The organism is Methanosarcina mangrovi (genome assembly GCF_052057765.1).
GTDB lineage: Archaea > Halobacteriota > Methanosarcinia > Methanosarcinales > Methanosarcinaceae > Methanosarcina.
Genome location: NZ_CP195120.1, coordinates 4,561,826 through 4,577,352, shown reverse-complemented (window position 1 = coordinate 4,577,352; position 15,527 = coordinate 4,561,826). Strand labels below are relative to the sequence as shown.

Sequence of the window (15,527 nt, the reverse complement as noted above, 5' to 3'; positions counted from 1 at the left end):
GCTTTCCTTTTTTATAGATACGTACCCTTCTCCGGGCTAAAATGGACTGAGTCCCTCTCCTTTATTTAACTTTTGTAACCCCGGAGGTTACACAAAAGTTTGGTGGTGTGCATACAGGATTTTTTTGATCTATTGTCAGGAGTGCAGCAGGGAATATCCCCGGAGAAACTATGAGGGAACTTTCCGGGATACCTGTACTTTCGAATACAGGATAATGAATTCCAGGTAAAGGGGTTTTTACCAGGGGTTTAATCATTTTCTTTTATGCTTTGGCATGTATAAGGCTTTTGTAAACTTCAAATTCATTTGAACCTAAAACATATTTTTTCTGTAAAAATTTGGTAAAATAACAATTAGTAAAAAGATAAATGGATGGCGCAATGAAAGAACGGGTGGACAGGATAAAAGAGTTAATGGACACTGTTAGATCCAGACAAGATTACTTTGAATCGTATCTATAAGGCTGTTTTATAGTTAGATTCCAGTAAGATCACTTTGTATTCAAGTATAGCAAGGCTGTTTCGTCGTCAGATTCCAGTAGGTTGCTTGACGGTGCCAGATAATATCAGACGATTTCTTCTCCTTCTTCTTTTGTCCTTATCCTTACTTTTTCCAGGAAGCCTTTTGCTATTTTTCCAAGTTCGAGAAGTTCTTCTCTCTCCAGAACCCTGTTTTTCCTGAGTCCCTCCTCAAGACTGTGTTCCGGAATTCCCTGCTGCAGCACATATGTGACCTCTCTATTTTTAACGTGTTCCGAAATCCAGGCTGCTATGCTGGAAATTTCCTTTTCGTTCCCGACGAAGTCTCTGATTACAGTTGTCCGGAGTTCCAGTTCCAGGCCGCTGGTATCTGCTGTCTCGATTGTTTTTGCAACGGCTGCGATGATTTCTTCCGGAGTCTTGTTGACGACAATACTTGCACCTTTGTATTCTTTCCAACCTGCAACCTTTCCGTAAAGTTCAGGATCGTCAAGAGGGGCTTTTATGTCGATAAAGAACTTATCGACCAGTTTCCGCTCAGCCAGTTCGGCAGCCCTTTCAGGGTAACAACCGTTTGTATGGATCCCTACTGCAAGCCCGAGACTTTTTGCAAACTCTGCAAGAGGAATAACAGCTCCCTGCATGAGGGGTTCTCCTCCAGAAAAAACAACCGCACTTACGAAAGGTTTCGATATTTTGATCTGCTCTTTCACAAAATCAAGTTCCACAAGACCTGCCCCTTCGAGGTACGGATGGTTCTGGCAGTAAGGGCAGCGAAGAGGACAGCCTCTAAAAAAGATTGTAACCGCAGCTTTTCCTGTCCAGTCAAGGGTTGAAAGCGGGACAGTGCCTGCGTAATTTATCTTCATAAGAGCTACCATTTTTCAGTTTGAATAAAAAAGGGCGAAGGAACTCTTATCTGAGTTCCCTTGTACCGTAGCGTTTCCTGTCCTTGAGTTCCTGGCGCTTGCCCCTGTTCCAGCCTTCTACGGACTGGAGGTACCCTGTGATCCTTGAGAGGTGCTGTACGTTTTCGGACCCGCATTTAGGGCATTTGTCCAGCAGGCCGGCAGCTACGTATCCCTCGTCAGTGCATACGGTCATGTCCCTGGTGAAGGCAAAGTACCCTGTCTGTGTGTTCTTTGCTATATGCATGGCAAGTTCCTGCAGGCCGTCAGGGTCCGGTTTTCCTTCTCCAAGCCAGATATGCATGATGTTTCCTCCGTCTACGATCGGGAAGAAAGTATGCTCATACTTTATCCTTTCAGGGAGAGACACATCTGCGCCTGGCGGGATGTGAGTCCCGTTGGTATAGTAAATCGGCAGGTCATGGGTCTCATTGATTTCTTTCTTTGCGGTTTTCAGGTCCCCTTTAATTATGAGTTCGGCTTTTTCGGCATATTCCCTGTGCAGGAGGTCGGAGACTGCAAAGCGCTGGGCTGTAGTTTCCGCAGGAGTCCTTGCAAGGGCAATCTCCATGCCGTTTTCCTTTGAGAGCTTCTGGGCATGCATTTTCATTTCGAACATAGCCCTGATTGCAAGCTTATACGCAATAGGAGACTCGTGGATCTGGTAGCCGGTGTGGTACTGGACCATTTCATTGATCCCTACTATCCCTATAGTATACACAAGGCTCTCGAAGTCCACAGCCATTGCTCCTTTTTCTCCGGTGTTCGGGTCCTTGGGGCACTGGGCTGCAAAGGGAATCCTGTTTTTCTTGATCAGGCTGTTCATCCATCTCCTCTTGATCTTGAAAACTTCCACACCCCTGTTCATCAGGGTTTTGAGTTCGGTGAAAAGCTTCTCATCATTATATTCGGCCCTGTATGCAGCTCTCGGACAGTTTAGAGACAGGACCATCCATGAGCCCATGGAGAAGTGTTTTCCATCCCTGAAATGCAGCTTGTCATCGAATTCTTTATCATCGGTAGGGTTTGCAGAGAACTGGTAGGCACAGCACTGGTAGCATGAAATCCCTTCTCCTGCGCCTCTGTATTCGGGAAGCTGGTTGTCAAAGTAGGGAGTTCCGAATTTGGCAGCCAGTTCAAAGGTCAGCCTGTACAGTTCTTTGTAAGTCGGAAGTTCGGGGTGAGCCCCGTTAAAGCTCTCGTCTTCTTCCATGAAGTCGGGTTCGAGAGAGATTTCAGGCTTCGGGAAGCTGAAAGGTTTGCCCCAGGCATCTCCTTCAAGCATGACGTCCATAAGCGCCTTAAACCCGAGACGGACCTCTTTTTCGAATTCTCCGTAGGCCCTGAGGGGGGCCTGCTTGCCATCCCAGACTTTGCCCATGGCAACAACCGGAATGTTTTTCCAGAGCTTTGGGACTCCGGGAGAAAGCTGCACCGAGGAAAAGACAGTCTGTCCGCCTCTTGCGCACATCATCTGCATCATTTCATAGACGAACATCTGCATTAACTGTCTTATTTCAACTTCGGACTTGCCTTCAAGATAGGGTGCAATAAAGGTCAGGAAATTGTAAAAGCCCTGTCCACCTGCGAAATTGGTCTGTGCGGAACCCATTGCCTTTACCGCATGAAGGAAAGCTACTTCGGCATTCTTTGCAGGTTTTGCAACGCTTGATTGGGTCCCTACGCCATCAGGCATGAGCCCGTAGTAAAAGAAGTAACGAAGGTCCCAGTCCTGGCAAAAAGGCCTTGTGCCCATGTATTCGAGGTCATGGATATGGAAATCCCCGTTCAGGTGCAGGTCTGCAAGCTCTTTTGGCATCAGAAGGAGATTTTGCTCTTTGGACATTTTGTCGGCTTTTCTTTTGTGGGAGGTCTCGGCATTGTTCAGCTGGTTTGCATTATCGTTTGCCCCAAAACCGAATCCAGAGTCGATTTCATAAGCATCGTAAACGGATGCCCCGACTCTTGTCATTATATTTCTCCATTCCACATGCCCTCTGTCAAGAAGTATGTTGTTCACTATTTCCCGGATAAGGGGGCCTGAAAGAAACTTGATGTTCATCTTTCGGATGATTTTTTCCGCTTCTTTTGCAATATCAACGGCTTCCTCTTTTGTGATCGCAGGTTTGCCATAGAATATTTCGCTCAGTTTTGTTTCTTTCAGAAGCTGGTTCACAATGATGTTCCGGTCCCAGTTAAGCATGAAACCGTCTGTTGTTCTTACCTTTGGGAGGGGAGAGACAGACAACCCGTCAAGTGTCTTTTGCACGGGCTGATTGTCGGATAACCGGTCATTTTTAGGAAGGGAAGATACGGAGATGGAGAGCCCGTCAAGTGCTTTTTTCCCTGACTGGTTCTCGGATAATTCGTCATCGTGTAAGAGAATATCGCCTGTCATTTTCTCATCTTCAGTAGTTGTTTTAAGGAGGGATGTAAGTTATTTATCGTTGAAGTTTAGCGGGGTTTGTCACAGAATTCCCCGGAGTTTTTCCGGATTAACGTCTTCCCCGCGGAAGATTTCGTCGTGTGTCAGGAATTCGCTATTGATCTGTAATACAGGCGCTGTCACTGTGAAGACTCCGTTGAAACGCAGTTCCGTTAGAGCTTCCGGGGTGGACATATCTGCTACTTCGAAGGGTACTGAATTTGCTTCAAGATATTTTTTTAATTTGTTGCACTTCGGGCAACGTTCAGTTGTATAAACGATTATTTTTGCCATGCTTTGCGCCCCTCTGATTTATGGTACAGTTTTTTTACATGTTTTTTAACATGCCTTTTACATGTTTCGTTTTTTGTTACTACATTCTTGTTTTATTTCCATTGTGGGGAGGGTGAGTGTGCCGGCGCAGAGCGCATCACAGCAACAAAACAAACCCCCACATGGGTACCATTCCTTAGCCAACCCGATTTATTCTATAATAATTTTCCCAGACTTGTCAGCAACATCGGAACAGGGCATGTGGTTCCCAAAGACTGCCCCTCTAGATATCATTTCTCACTCTATTGAGTGAAGGTTATCTTTATTTCCAGGTAATTATTCTAAATGCCCGATCTCATTTATAATGGTTTTTAACCTCAGGTCTGAATACAAAAGATCCTTTGTTTTGTATACAATAGTTTCCTCCAACCCTCTCACTTTGTATACAAAGAACGCCATTTGTTATCAGATATGGTAACAAACTTAATGGCTTCTGTTTTTAAAAAAATGCCTGATTTCTCAGGGTATTTTCAAATACAGAAGACTTTATCTGGTATAAAAGGCACTTTAATAAATACAGGTACGGTTATTATATATATGACCTTATTCCTTGAAGACATTATAACATATTAGGGGGAGAAACCCTCTCAGTTTCAGGGAAAGGACTGAGAATTTGTCTTTCTTTTCTGCTCCCTTTTACCTTTCTGGCTTTTAAGCCTTTCTTTTTAAAAGAAGGCAAGAAAATATGAAAAAAGCATTATATCATTGATCTCTCATACCTCTGTCAAGTGCAAAGAGAGGTGTCACACCATAGAGAAATTATTATCTTCCGGTTGTAAACCCCTTGATGACCTCCTGGGAGGAGGTTTCGAGCGAGGGATCGTAACTCAGGTCTTCGGAGCCGCAGGAACCGGAAAAACAAACATCTGCATCCAGCTTGCAGTGGAATGTGTAAAGCAGGGGCAGAAAGTCATTTTCATCGATACCGAAGGGCTTTCTCCTGTTCGTTTCAAGCAGATAGCAGGCGAAAATGCAAAGGAAATAGCCGGGAACATAATTATCTACGAACCTCTGAGTTTTGAAGAGCAGTATTCAGCCGTAAGAGAGGTAGAGAGGATAGCGGGTGAGAATATAGGGCTTGTGATTCTGGATTCTGCCACTTCTTACTACCGGTTTGAACTCGAAGATGAGGATACAGGCATAAAAAGCCGCAGAGAGCTTGCTAACCAGATAGGGTTCCTGCATGCCCTTGCCCGCAAATACGGTTTTGCCGCAGTTATAACAAATCAGGTTTACTCGGATGTCATTGTAGGAGGGGTGCGCCCCCTGGGAGGCAGTTCCCTGGAGCATATCTCTAAAACAATCCTCAGGCTGGAAAAAACGGGTGAAGGGAAAAGGCGCGCAGTCCTCTACAAACACCGCTCCCGCCCTGAAGGTTCAAGCGCGGAATTTACGATTACAGCAGAAGGAATCCGTTAAAAAGGAAAAATGTAATGTTCCCGGATATCTCATTCAAAGGAAGTATTTCAAAAAAGGAAAAAACGTAAGGTTCCCGGATATTTCCGGGATTTTCTGGCATTAAACTGTTTTTACAGGAACTTTTCTCTCCGGGAGTATTTTGTTTCCTGCTTTAACGTTCCCGGGTACCGGCTATGAACTCTTCGGTCCTTCTGTAGGCTTCGTCATCAGGGTACTGGATAGCCGGATGTTTCATGAAGTAGGATGCCGGCGAGTACAGCACTCCTCCTATCCCGCGGTCAAGAGCCAGCTTGCAGCAACGAATGGCATCAATTACCACACCTCCAGAGTTAGGGGAATCTTCTACCGAAAGCCTCATTTCAAGGTTCATTGGGACGTCCCCGAAAAGTTTGCCTTCCATTCGAAGGAAGCAGACCTTGTTGTCTTTCTGCCAGGCAACGTAGTCGCTCGGCCCGATATGGATATTTTCATCCGCAAGCTTATGCGAGAGCACGGACTGTACGGCTTCGGTCTTGGATTCACGCTTGGAAGCAAGCCTGTTCCGGTTGAGCATATTGAGGAAATCGGTGTTTCCGCCAGTGTTCAGCTGGTATGTCCTTTCGAGCTTTACACCGCGTTTTTCAAACAGGTCTGCAAGGACCCTGTGGGTAATAGTTGCCCCAAGCTGGGCTTTGATATCATCGCCTATAACTGGAATATTCTTTTCTTCAAACCGCTTTGCCCACTCAGGGTTGCTTGCAATGAAAACAGGCATGTTGTTGATTAAAGCCACCCCGGCTTCAAGGGCGCATTCGGCATAGAAACGGACAGCTTCTTCGGAACCTACGGGGAGGTAATTAAGAAGCATGTCGGCGCCAGAATCCTTCAACTCTTTCACAATATCGGCTTTTGTGGCTTCAGGCTCCTTACTAACAACAAATGTGTAATTTTCCCCATAATTCTTCATGTGGCCAGAGACCCCATCAAGAACTCTACCCATCTTAACCTTCACGCCTGTGGGAGGGACATCAGGACAAAAAACCGCGGTGCAGTTCGGGGGAGCAAAAATGGCCTCTGACACGTCCTTTCCTACCTTCCTGGCATCAACGTCAAAGGCAGCAACAACTTTGATATCGCCGGGCTTGTACCCACCAATGTCCCTGTGCATAAGTCCTATGGGATCTTTATCGTCGGTTTTATAGTACTCGATGCCCTGTATCAAAGAGCTTGCACAGTTCCCGATTCCTGCAATTGCTATTTTTATTTTTGTCATAAGCGCTTACTCTCCGATGAATACCCTGACTCTCATAAACCACAATTTGCATGAAACAACAGATTCTCAGAACTTCCGAAATTTAAGGATTTATGGGTTCAAGGTCCCTGAAATTTATGAAATTATGATTCCTGAAATTACGAATCTTCCTGTATCTCAGCTATTGATTTTAAATCTTCTCTTATTTGTACTGTTACTTTATAAATCTATTATATCTAATTTTGCTCCCCATGAAAGGAATATTCTTTTTGCTTATATATCTAAAGCGCACTCTAAAATTTGCCAGCTATAATGAAATAAAATTTTTAATTCTGCTGTTTGGCTTCTGAGCCACTCACTTATATGTTATTTTTTATCCGAAACAGAGCTTTTTTCAGTTTAAATTCCTACTTAGGTTTTCAGGTCGCCTGATACGGGATATAACAATGCAGGTATGACGATGAAGATGCAACGTGCAGGATAAACAATGCGGAGCATAATGATAGTTCCGGGGAAACGAAACGTTCCCCTTTGAGAAGAAACGAGTCGAATAGGTTTTTATTAGATGGATGGCTTGAAAGGGAAGTCGGAAGATTTTCCGGCAGAACCTGATGTTCACATCGGAAAGTGATTTAATGAGGACAATTGACTGGAACGAAGAGTCCAATTCCGTGGTGCTGGTAGACCAGACCTTGCTCCCGCAGGAGTACAAAGTTATAGAATGCAAAACCCTTAGTTCGCTCTGCGAAGCTATAAAATCTCTCAGAATCAGGGGCGCACCTGCGCTCGGGGCTGCGGGTGGCTTTGGAATCGCTCTGGCAGCTTCCCTCAGCGGGGCAAAAGATCTTGAATCGATGAACAGAGACCTCAAGGTCGCGGCAAAAGCCCTTAAATCGACCCGCCCTACAGCCGTAAACCTGGGCTGGGGTGTGGACAGGGTCTTAAAAGCAGTTTCTGATGCCTTCGATGTTCAGGGGGCCCGGGATATTACCCTTCAGGAAGCTAGGGATATTGCGGAAGAGGATATAGCAACAAATAAACTGATAGGCAAATACGGGGCAAAATTCCTGAAAGACGGAGATACCGTCCTTACGCACTGCAACGCAGGAAGGCTTGCCTGTGTTGATTGGGGGACGGCACTAGGAGTTGTGCGTTCGGCTATTGCGGAAGGCAAAAATATCAAAGTTATTGTCTGCGAGACGAGGCCTTTGAACCAGGGAAGCAGGATCACCACCTGGGAACTCATGCAGGACAAAATCCCTGTAACTCTTATTGCGGATTCTATGGCTGGCTGGGCAATGCACCAGGGACTTGTGGACAGCGTGCTCGTAGGAGCCGACCGGATTACCCAGGATGTTGTTTTTAACAAGATCGGGACCTATACGCACTCGGTCCTTGCAAAAGAGCATGAGATTCCCTTCTATGTGGCAGCTCCGATCTCTACTTTCGACTTCAAAGGGTGGGAAGGAAGCGTAAAGATTGAAATGCGAGACCCTGATGAGCTGCGGTTCTCAGGCTGCCAGCAGCTTGCCCCGAAAGACGTTGAGGTCTATAATCCTGCTTTCGATGCAACCCCCATGGAAAACGTGACAGCGGTAATCACTGATAATGGAGTATTTTATCCGCCTTTCCTGCTGGACGAGGTTCTCGTCTGAGATCCTCCGTCTCCGGTTTTTGGAAATTTGAGGTCGCGTTTTTTCTTTCCTGGAGCAGACCTGTTCCGGAATAGCTCTGCAGGATTTATATATGAGAACTGTAAATTATCTGATAACTATCCAAATGAGAAGTTTAATACTAATCATATGGTTAGTTTAAAACTATCTGAGTGAGGAGTTCAAAACTAACGGTAAACAGTAAATTTACAGTTAAGTTACATTTTCTAATCTCAGGATAATATTCCAGAGCTAGACATCCAAAAATTCCAATCAGGAACGAATCAATTAATCAATATCATATAATCAATATCATACGTATTCGATTAATCAATGTCATATAATCAATATCATACGTATTCTTAAAGGTGTTATTACTCATGGCTAAAAGATCAGGTTCCGGACTTCAGTCCTCAGCAGGGCTCATGCGCTACTACGAAGCCGACAAAAATGCAGTTCATATCCAGCCAAAAACAGTGCTGATCGTTGGCGCCGTTGCGGGCATAGCAGTACTATTCTTAAGTGCTGTAAACGGCTTCTGGCCGTAACTACAGTTTTCTGGCAGGGTTCCTTTGAGCAGGCATAGTTCTGGAAAAAAAGATCTCAAAAAAACGAAGAAATTTTCTTCAGGCGCCAGAACCCCGAAACCCGCAGTTTTTATTCTGGGCTTTCTCCTTATAGTTGTGGGTTTCTTCGGGGTCCTGTATAACCCCTCCAATTCCATAGAGGAAACTCTTCCCTGGAAGATTTCGGAGGCAGGAATATTATCTTTTTCCCCGAGAGAAGGGCCCGTATTTACGGTTCAGGAAATTGAGGATCCTTACTCTCCCGAAGACCCGGATATTCTGAAAATGGTATCTTTTGAGAGCAGTGGCGAAAATGTCCAGGCTCTCCTGAGAATTCCTGCAAACGCTTCTTCTTCCCCCGGCATAGTTCTGCTCCCGGGAGCAGGAGTCAGTAAAGAAGGGGAACAGGGGCTGGCTGCCGAACTCTCTAAAATGGGATATGCAACTCTCACCCTTGACCAGCGCAACAAGGGTGCAATAAACGTTGACCGGGATCTTGAACTTTTCAGGGCAGGCCTCGAACCTGTCGAACACCTTATGGTTTATGACGCCCTCAAAGCCGCAGACGTGCTTTCCGTCCAGCCTGAAATAGATCCTGAAAGGCTTGCAATTCTCGGGGAAAGTAACGGCGGCAGGTTTGCAATTATTGCCTGTGCCCTTGAGCCTTCCCTTAAAGGGGTTATAGGGATCAGCACTTCAGGGTATGGCACTGAAGAGATCGACCCGGCAAGTGTGGCTGACTCCGAAGCTTATCGGTTCTACCTTTCAATTGATCCGGACACTTATCTCAGTGCCCTGCCGCCTTCAAGGCTTGTTATGGTACACTCTTTTAATGATACCGTAATCTCGCATGAACTGGCACTCAGGACTTTTGCCCTTGCAGAAGAGCCAAAGGCAATGTATAATGCTACAGAAGAAACGCACGGATATACTGCTTCTATGCGCCCCTATCTTGAGAAAGAACTTGAACTCTTCCTGAACTGACCACTGGTACAGGCTTCGGTCCAATTAATTCTACAAAAGTGTTTTGAATATGGTATCTCCTCAGCAACTCTCAGGCTTACGGGAACTTAATGGAATAGGTGAGCGAGTAGCCGGCAGGCTTGTCGAGCATTTCGGAAGCGAGGAAGCAGCTCTTCAGGCGATCCTTGAAGGGGACATAGCTTCGCTTTCCGAGGTCAACGGGGTCAGCCATACCTTTGCCCTTTCCCTTGCCAGGGATGTCAGGGTTCGGGTTGAAGGCTGTGCAATTTCCGATTTCCTGAAGACAAAAGAAGCTCTTGACCTCTACTCCCGCCTGCTCGAGCTGATAAAAAGCTTTGCCCACACGGCGCATGCAAAGGACAAGCTGGACCTTTTTTATCCGTTTCCTGCGTCCCGCATGGACCTTATTCGGGAGAGACGGGCTTTTGTAGGGGAATACCTGGAGCTGGCCAATGCCCTTTCTGCGGATAAGGAGTTCCTGAGCCTTCTTTCCAGCGTGAAAAAACTCAGGCCGATCCCGGGGAGCTTGAGGGTAAGGGACAGGATAATTCTTTCCGGAGACCGGAAAACTCTGGACGCAGCAAAGGAAAGGTTCCAGGCATTTTTGCCTGTCCAGGCGGTGGAGGATTTTTCCGAGTTCGTGGACCTTGCAAGAGGCTACTCGAATGTGATTGTTTTTGACGATACTTATCTTGGTTTTGACCTGCCTGAAGGGCTTGAGCCCGAGTTTTTCCAGGACCCTTCAAAAACGGAATTCTGGCAGATCCTGCCTGAAATAGAACTGGCTTTTTTCTCAAGGAACCTGGACTGCATCCTTGCCTGCCTGGATATCACATCAACTCTGCAGGCTTCTGGTTTTGATTTCTTTGAGGAACTCTCTGATGAGGAGCTTGAGACTCTCAAAACAGCCCTTCTTAAAGTGGGAGAGGACGGAAAGCCTGTTGAGGGTTTTGACCCCGAACTTGACAGGCTCGGAGCTGCCCTTCAAAACCTCGATCCTGTGCTGACTTCTGCCTTAAATGAGGCAAACCAGCACATGAACCGGACACTTGAAGCAAGCTCCCTTACCCTGAGCGGGCAGGAACTCATCAAGCTCGTGAGCGGGGGAATGGAAATCAAAGACCTGCTTGCAAAAGAACTCAACAGGGTCTATACAGGCGAGATCGAAGCCGTAAAAGAGGAACTCGCAGAGAAGCTCAATTTCCAGAAACAGGAAAAACTGATGCTTGACTCCCTCTTTTCCGATGAAATCGCCTATCCTCTCCGGGCAGAACAGGCTCAACTGCAGCTTCTCAGGCAAAAATTGAATATGTCTCTTGAAAAAGCCAGGCTTACCCGCAAAAGGGAGCTTGCAAAAGTCCTCTCAAGCTTCCGCCAGCCTGTAGAAAGGCTTGTCAGGGAAGTCCTTGACTTTGACCTGGGTTTTTCCATAGCCTGCTTTGCCGCACAGCTTCGGCTGAAAATGCCGGAGCCAGTTCCTGAAGCCGGAATTGGCTTTGAAGGGGGAGAAAACCTTTTCCTGAAAGCCAGGTACGGAGAAATTGACCCTGTCAGTTATTCCGTCGGAAAAACTCGTTTTTCTCCGGAAGGGCTGGAAAACAGGGTTGTGCTTTTGAGCGGGGTGAACTCCGGGGGCAAAACCTCTTTACTTGAACTGCTTGCCCAGTGTGTGGTCCTCGGGCACATGGGTTTTCCCGTCCCTGCAAAAGAACTTGAGCTGGGCCCTGTAGAAGAATTTTACTATTTCGGAAAATCAAAAGGAACGCTTGATGCGGGAGCCTTTGAGACCACTCTAAAACAGTTTTCCGTGCTTTCCGAAGCTTCCGGGAAACTTGTGCTTGCCGATGAGCTGGAATCAATTACAGAACCCGGAGCCTCAGCCCGAATCATAGCAGGGATCCTTGAATACCTTACCCGAAGCGAAGAGAGCCTTGGGGTTTTTGTTTCCCACCTTTCGGAACTGATCCTTGAAAATACCGGGACAGATATCAGGGTGGACGGAATAGAAGCCGAGGGGCTGGACTCAAGCCTGGAGCTGATCGTAAACCGAAACCCGATATACAATTGCGTGGCAAGAAGTACTCCGGAACTGATTGTAGAAAGGTTGCTGAGAAAGACCACGGGAAAAGAACAGGAATTTTATGCCCATTTAAAGGATAAATTCAAAAATTAATGGATAAGTGGGCTATTCGGGTTCGAATTTCAGTGACAAGTTATGAGTTATTTGATTGTCAAGTTACGAATTATTTGACCGTCAAATTTTGAATTATTTTTTGTCAAGTTACGAATTATTTTCTTTCGAATTGTGAATTATTTTGCTGTTAAATTGTGAATTGTTTGACCGTCAAATTTAGAATTAAGTTGTTTTAGAGGCCAGCTTCACAGAATAGGACCTTAATCAAAAGTTTACTTTCCGGGTAATTTCTAAATCTATTTTGAAATTTCTTTCAAAACATATTTCTCTCGAATACATATGGGCATTTTCTGGTTATTTTTGGTGGTTTTCTCTGGGATAATATCCTGTTATTTTCGTTTCTATAGATCCACCATATTCTTTTTTGTTTATTTTTTCTGTTTTCTTAGAGATAATATTATAAATCTTTAGTACTATATATTAATAAATAGTAATGAGTTAGCTGAGATTTCGGGCAGTTTCTACATTCCTGTTAATCCAAAAGTCTATATACGTCTTAGTGTCAATGCATCTCCGATTACTTTATAAGAAGATGCGCCTCACCCCCGACAGGAAATCGAAAACTCAGCCGGCTAAATGGTTATTTAAAGGGTTGGTGCGCGGTTCAGGAAAATTTTTCCCGGGAACTGGCTACTCTGGCTGTGGAATGGATTGGTGGCTATCTTCTTTTCAACCCTGCTAACTTATACTGAACAAACATCTGGTAGTAATGTCAAATAGTAAAACAGGCAAAAATCTTATATTCCGATCTTCTTATATTTTTGAGGATGGATCTGAAGAAACACAAAACCCAGACCACGCGTGATAGGAATGGAGCGGAACTTCCCAATTCAGTGTGCAGATTTTGATAGATTGGTTACGGATAGTGTTGAGGGGATCCGGGTTGAAGTATCAGGCATGCCTGACCTGAGCGACCCATGCCTTTATGCAGACAGGGAATACAGCTGGCTCCAGTTTAATGACCGGGTACTCGAAGAAGCGCTGGATGAACGCAATCCCCTGCTTGAGAGAGTCAAATTTCTTTCCATCTTCGGGAGCAACCTTGATGAATTTTTCATGGTCAGGGTCTCTGGAGTCCAGAAACGTATTGCTGAAGGGGCAAAAGAAGACCGGACAGATGAACTGGCTCAGGAACAGCTGCAGGTCATCCGGGAAGAACTCCTAAGGCAGCTTCCTGTAAACGATAGCTGCTGGAATGAAGTTCTCGAGCCTGCTCTAAGGGAAAAGGGAATTAAGGTCCTTAACTACTTTGAGCTTTCCGGAGAAGACAGAGAAAAACTCAGGGACTACTTCGAAAGAAACATTTTTCCGCTACTTACTCCCCTTGGTTTCGATTCGGGGCATCCTTTTCCCCATATCTCAAACCTGAGTCTCAACCTTGCCGTACTTATTGATGACCCGGACTACGGGGAACGTTTTGCAAGGGTCAAGATCCCTCCTATGTTCGCAAGGCTGATTGTTGTCCCTGAAGAAGGTCAGGAAAAAGTTAGTTCCGGTTTTGAAGAACTGAAATCAGGGCTTTTTGTGTGGCTCGAACAGCTGATTGCTGCAAACCTCGATCTGCTGTTCCCCGGGCAGCGTATCCTCGGAGCCTACCCTTTCAGGATCACCCGGGATGCTGACCTCGGCTTTGACGAAGATGGGGATAAGGACCTCCTGACCGCTGTTAAGCAGAGGGTGGGGAGAAACTATTTCGGGCCTGCTGTCCGGCTTGAGACCGATTATACCATGCCTGAAAGGGTTTCCGATATTCTCCTTAAGAACCTGGAGCTGACTCCTCCTCTTATGTTCAGGTCAGCGGCACCTCTGGGCCTCTCAAGCCTCATGAAGCTTACGCAAATTAACCGCCCTGAGCTTAAATACAAGCCTTTTGAGCCAAGAAAACATTCCCTTATGGCTAATAAAGAAAACATTTTTTCAGCCCTGAAAAAGAAGGACATCCTTCTCTATCACCCTTATGATAGTTTTGAATCGGTAACCGATCTGGTGGAAGAAGCTGCTGATGACCCGGATGTCCTGGCAATTAAGATGACTCTCTACAGGGTAGATGACAACTCCAGGATTATCCAGGCTCTCATGAAAGCTGCGGACAGGAACAAGCAGGTTGCAGTCCTTGTCGAACTTAAAGCCCGCTTTGACGAAGAGAATAACATTGGCTGGGCAAAGGAACTCGAGCGCAAAGGAGTTCACGTAGCCTACGGCTTTCCCGGGCGCAAAACCCATGCCAAGATGTGCCTTATTGTAAGAGCCGAAAAAGAAGGCATCAGGTATTATGTACATATGGGCACTGGAAACTATAACGCTGTCACCGGAAGACTCTATACAGACTTCGGCTATCTCACAAGTGACCCCTTCATAGGCAAAGATATCTCTGACCTTTTCAATGCCCTTACAGGCTATTCAAGAAAGGACCATTACATCAAGCTCCTGGTAGCGCCCCAGAACATGAGACATCAGATCCTTGAGCGCATCAGGCGCGAGATCGACCTGCATGAGAAATTCGGAAACGGACACCTGATTTTCAAGATGAATTCTCTTGTGGACTACCAGTGCATCCGGGAACTCTACAGGGCTTCACGGGTTGGGGTAAAGGTAGATCTCATTGTCAGGGGCATCTGCTGCCTCAGGCCCGGAATCTGCGGACTGAGCGAAAACGTCAGGGTCATTTCGATAGTCGGACGTTTTCTTGAGCATTCAAGAGCATACTATTTCAGGAACGGCGGAAAAGAAGAGATCTTCATGGGCAGTGCCGACCTTATGCCCCGCAACCTTGACAACCGGGTCGAAGTACTCTTTCCCGTATCCCCTGATTACATTCCTGTCCTGCGTGATGTCATTCTCGGAACCCACATGAAGGATAACATAAAAGCTCGCCTTCTCCTCCCCAACGGCAGGACTGAAAGAATATATCCGCAGCCTGAAGAAGAAGAACTGGATTCTCAGCTCTGGCTGCTTGAGAACAGAGGTAGCTGGGAGCTTAAAATGGAAAAGAGCTGAAAAAAGCTTTTATTTCCCTTTTTCTTTTTTTACTTCTTTCTTTATTTTCTTCCTTTTCCTCTTTTCTTTCTCTTTTCTGTTTTCTCTTTTCTTTTTCTTCCCATTTTTTTCTTTTAGTTTCCTGTGTTTTCCTTTCCCACCTGAAGTTTATACTACTTCCGGAACTTCATATGGGCAGGGTTTTTGAACTTACAATTTTACATATATAGAAAGATAGAATTCAGGAAAAAATACAAGTCCGAAAAATAAATCTCAAATAGAATAAAAATATGAACTGATATTGTGAAGCTTATGAAGCTTGCAATCCTTCTATAAAAACGAGAGACAGGGCTTTCAGGT

Annotated in this window: 10 protein-coding genes; 6 read left to right on the top strand and 4 right to left on the bottom strand. The window is 45.6% G+C overall.

Annotated features, from left to right (window positions below; all coding sequences use genetic code 11):
• Positions 1-565 precede the first annotated feature (565 nt).
• From ACSAZL_RS20205 to ACSAZL_RS20195, 3 genes are all read right to left on the bottom strand, one after another.
• Positions 566-1,360, bottom strand: coding sequence for an anaerobic ribonucleoside-triphosphate reductase activating protein (locus ACSAZL_RS20205; protein ID WP_440946354.1), 795 nt, complete (start codon positions 1,358-1,360; stop codon positions 566-568).
• A gap of 34 nt (positions 1,361-1,394) precedes the next feature.
• Positions 1,395-3,785 carry an anaerobic ribonucleoside-triphosphate reductase gene (gene nrdD, locus ACSAZL_RS20200; RefSeq protein ID WP_440946353.1) on the bottom strand — a complete coding sequence of 797 codons (2,391 nt, stop codon included), beginning with the start codon at positions 3,783-3,785 and terminating at the stop codon, positions 1,395-1,397.
• Positions 3,786-3,854: 69 nt separating this feature from the next.
• Positions 3,855-4,106, bottom strand: a complete 252-nt coding sequence (locus ACSAZL_RS20195) for a glutaredoxin family protein (protein ID WP_440946352.1) — start codon at positions 4,104-4,106, stop codon at positions 3,855-3,857.
• Between the two features lie 747 nt (positions 4,107-4,853).
• Between ACSAZL_RS20195 and radB the strand changes: the two genes are divergently transcribed.
• On the top strand, positions 4,854-5,564 hold the full coding sequence (gene radB / locus ACSAZL_RS20190; protein WP_440948919.1) for a DNA repair and recombination protein RadB: 711 nt from the start codon (positions 4,854-4,856) through the stop codon (positions 5,562-5,564).
• Positions 5,565-5,715: 151 nt separating this feature from the next.
• Here the strand turns inward: radB and ACSAZL_RS20185 are convergent, their stop codons facing one another.
• The gene (locus ACSAZL_RS20185; RefSeq protein ID WP_440946351.1) at positions 5,716-6,816 is read right to left on the bottom strand and encodes an inositol-3-phosphate synthase; all 1,101 of its coding nucleotides are present in this window, start codon (positions 6,814-6,816) and stop codon (positions 5,716-5,718) included.
• 614 nt (positions 6,817-7,430) lie between these two features.
• On the opposite strand from ACSAZL_RS20185, the gene ACSAZL_RS20180 reads away from it, so the two are divergent.
• The 5 genes from ACSAZL_RS20180 to ppk1 all read left to right on the top strand — a co-directional run bounded on the left by ACSAZL_RS20180 (position 7,431) and on the right by ppk1 (position 15,188).
• Positions 7,431-8,450, top strand: a complete 1,020-nt coding sequence (locus ACSAZL_RS20180; protein WP_440948918.1) for an S-methyl-5-thioribose-1-phosphate isomerase — start codon at positions 7,431-7,433, stop codon at positions 8,448-8,450.
• A gap of 377 nt (positions 8,451-8,827) precedes the next feature.
• Positions 8,828-8,995, top strand: coding sequence for a preprotein translocase subunit Sec61beta (locus ACSAZL_RS20175; protein ID WP_440946350.1), 168 nt, complete (start codon positions 8,828-8,830; stop codon positions 8,993-8,995).
• 24 nt (positions 8,996-9,019) lie between these two features.
• Entirely contained in the window at positions 9,020-9,997 is a 978-nt protein-coding gene (locus ACSAZL_RS20170) for an alpha/beta hydrolase family protein (protein WP_440946349.1), read from the top strand.
• Positions 9,998-10,046: 49 nt separating this feature from the next.
• A complete protein-coding gene (locus ACSAZL_RS20165; protein WP_440946348.1) occupies positions 10,047-12,170 on the top strand; it encodes a MutS-related protein in 2,124 nt (707 codons plus the stop codon).
• A gap of 831 nt (positions 12,171-13,001) precedes the next feature.
• The gene (gene ppk1, locus ACSAZL_RS20160; RefSeq protein ID WP_440948917.1) at positions 13,002-15,188 is read left to right on the top strand and encodes a polyphosphate kinase 1; all 2,187 of its coding nucleotides are present in this window, start codon (positions 13,002-13,004) and stop codon (positions 15,186-15,188) included.
• Positions 15,189-15,527: the final 339 nt, after the last annotated feature.

Excerpts from the sequence above, each read along its gene's own strand:
- ACSAZL_RS20205 (WP_440946354.1), bottom strand. The coding sequence starts at position 1,360 with ATGGTAGCTCTTATGAAGATAAATTACGCAGGCACTGTCCCGCTTTCA.
- nrdD (WP_440946353.1), bottom strand. The coding sequence starts at position 3,785 with ATGACAGGCGATATTCTCTTACACGATGACGAATTATCCGAGAACCAG.
- ACSAZL_RS20195 (WP_440946352.1), bottom strand. The coding sequence starts at position 4,106 with ATGGCAAAAATAATCGTTTATACAACTGAACGTTGCCCGAAGTGCAAC.
- ACSAZL_RS20185 (WP_440946351.1), bottom strand. The coding sequence starts at position 6,816 with ATGACAAAAATAAAAATAGCAATTGCAGGAATCGGGAACTGTGCAAGC.
- ACSAZL_RS20180 (WP_440948918.1), top strand. The coding sequence starts at position 7,431 with ATGAGGACAATTGACTGGAACGAAGAGTCCAATTCCGTGGTGCTGGTA.
- ACSAZL_RS20175 (WP_440946350.1), top strand. The coding sequence starts at position 8,828 with ATGGCTAAAAGATCAGGTTCCGGACTTCAGTCCTCAGCAGGGCTCATG.
- ACSAZL_RS20165 (WP_440946348.1), top strand. The coding sequence starts at position 10,047 with ATGGTATCTCCTCAGCAACTCTCAGGCTTACGGGAACTTAATGGAATA.
- ppk1 (WP_440948917.1), top strand. The coding sequence starts at position 13,002 with ATGGAGCGGAACTTCCCAATTCAGTGTGCAGATTTTGATAGATTGGTT.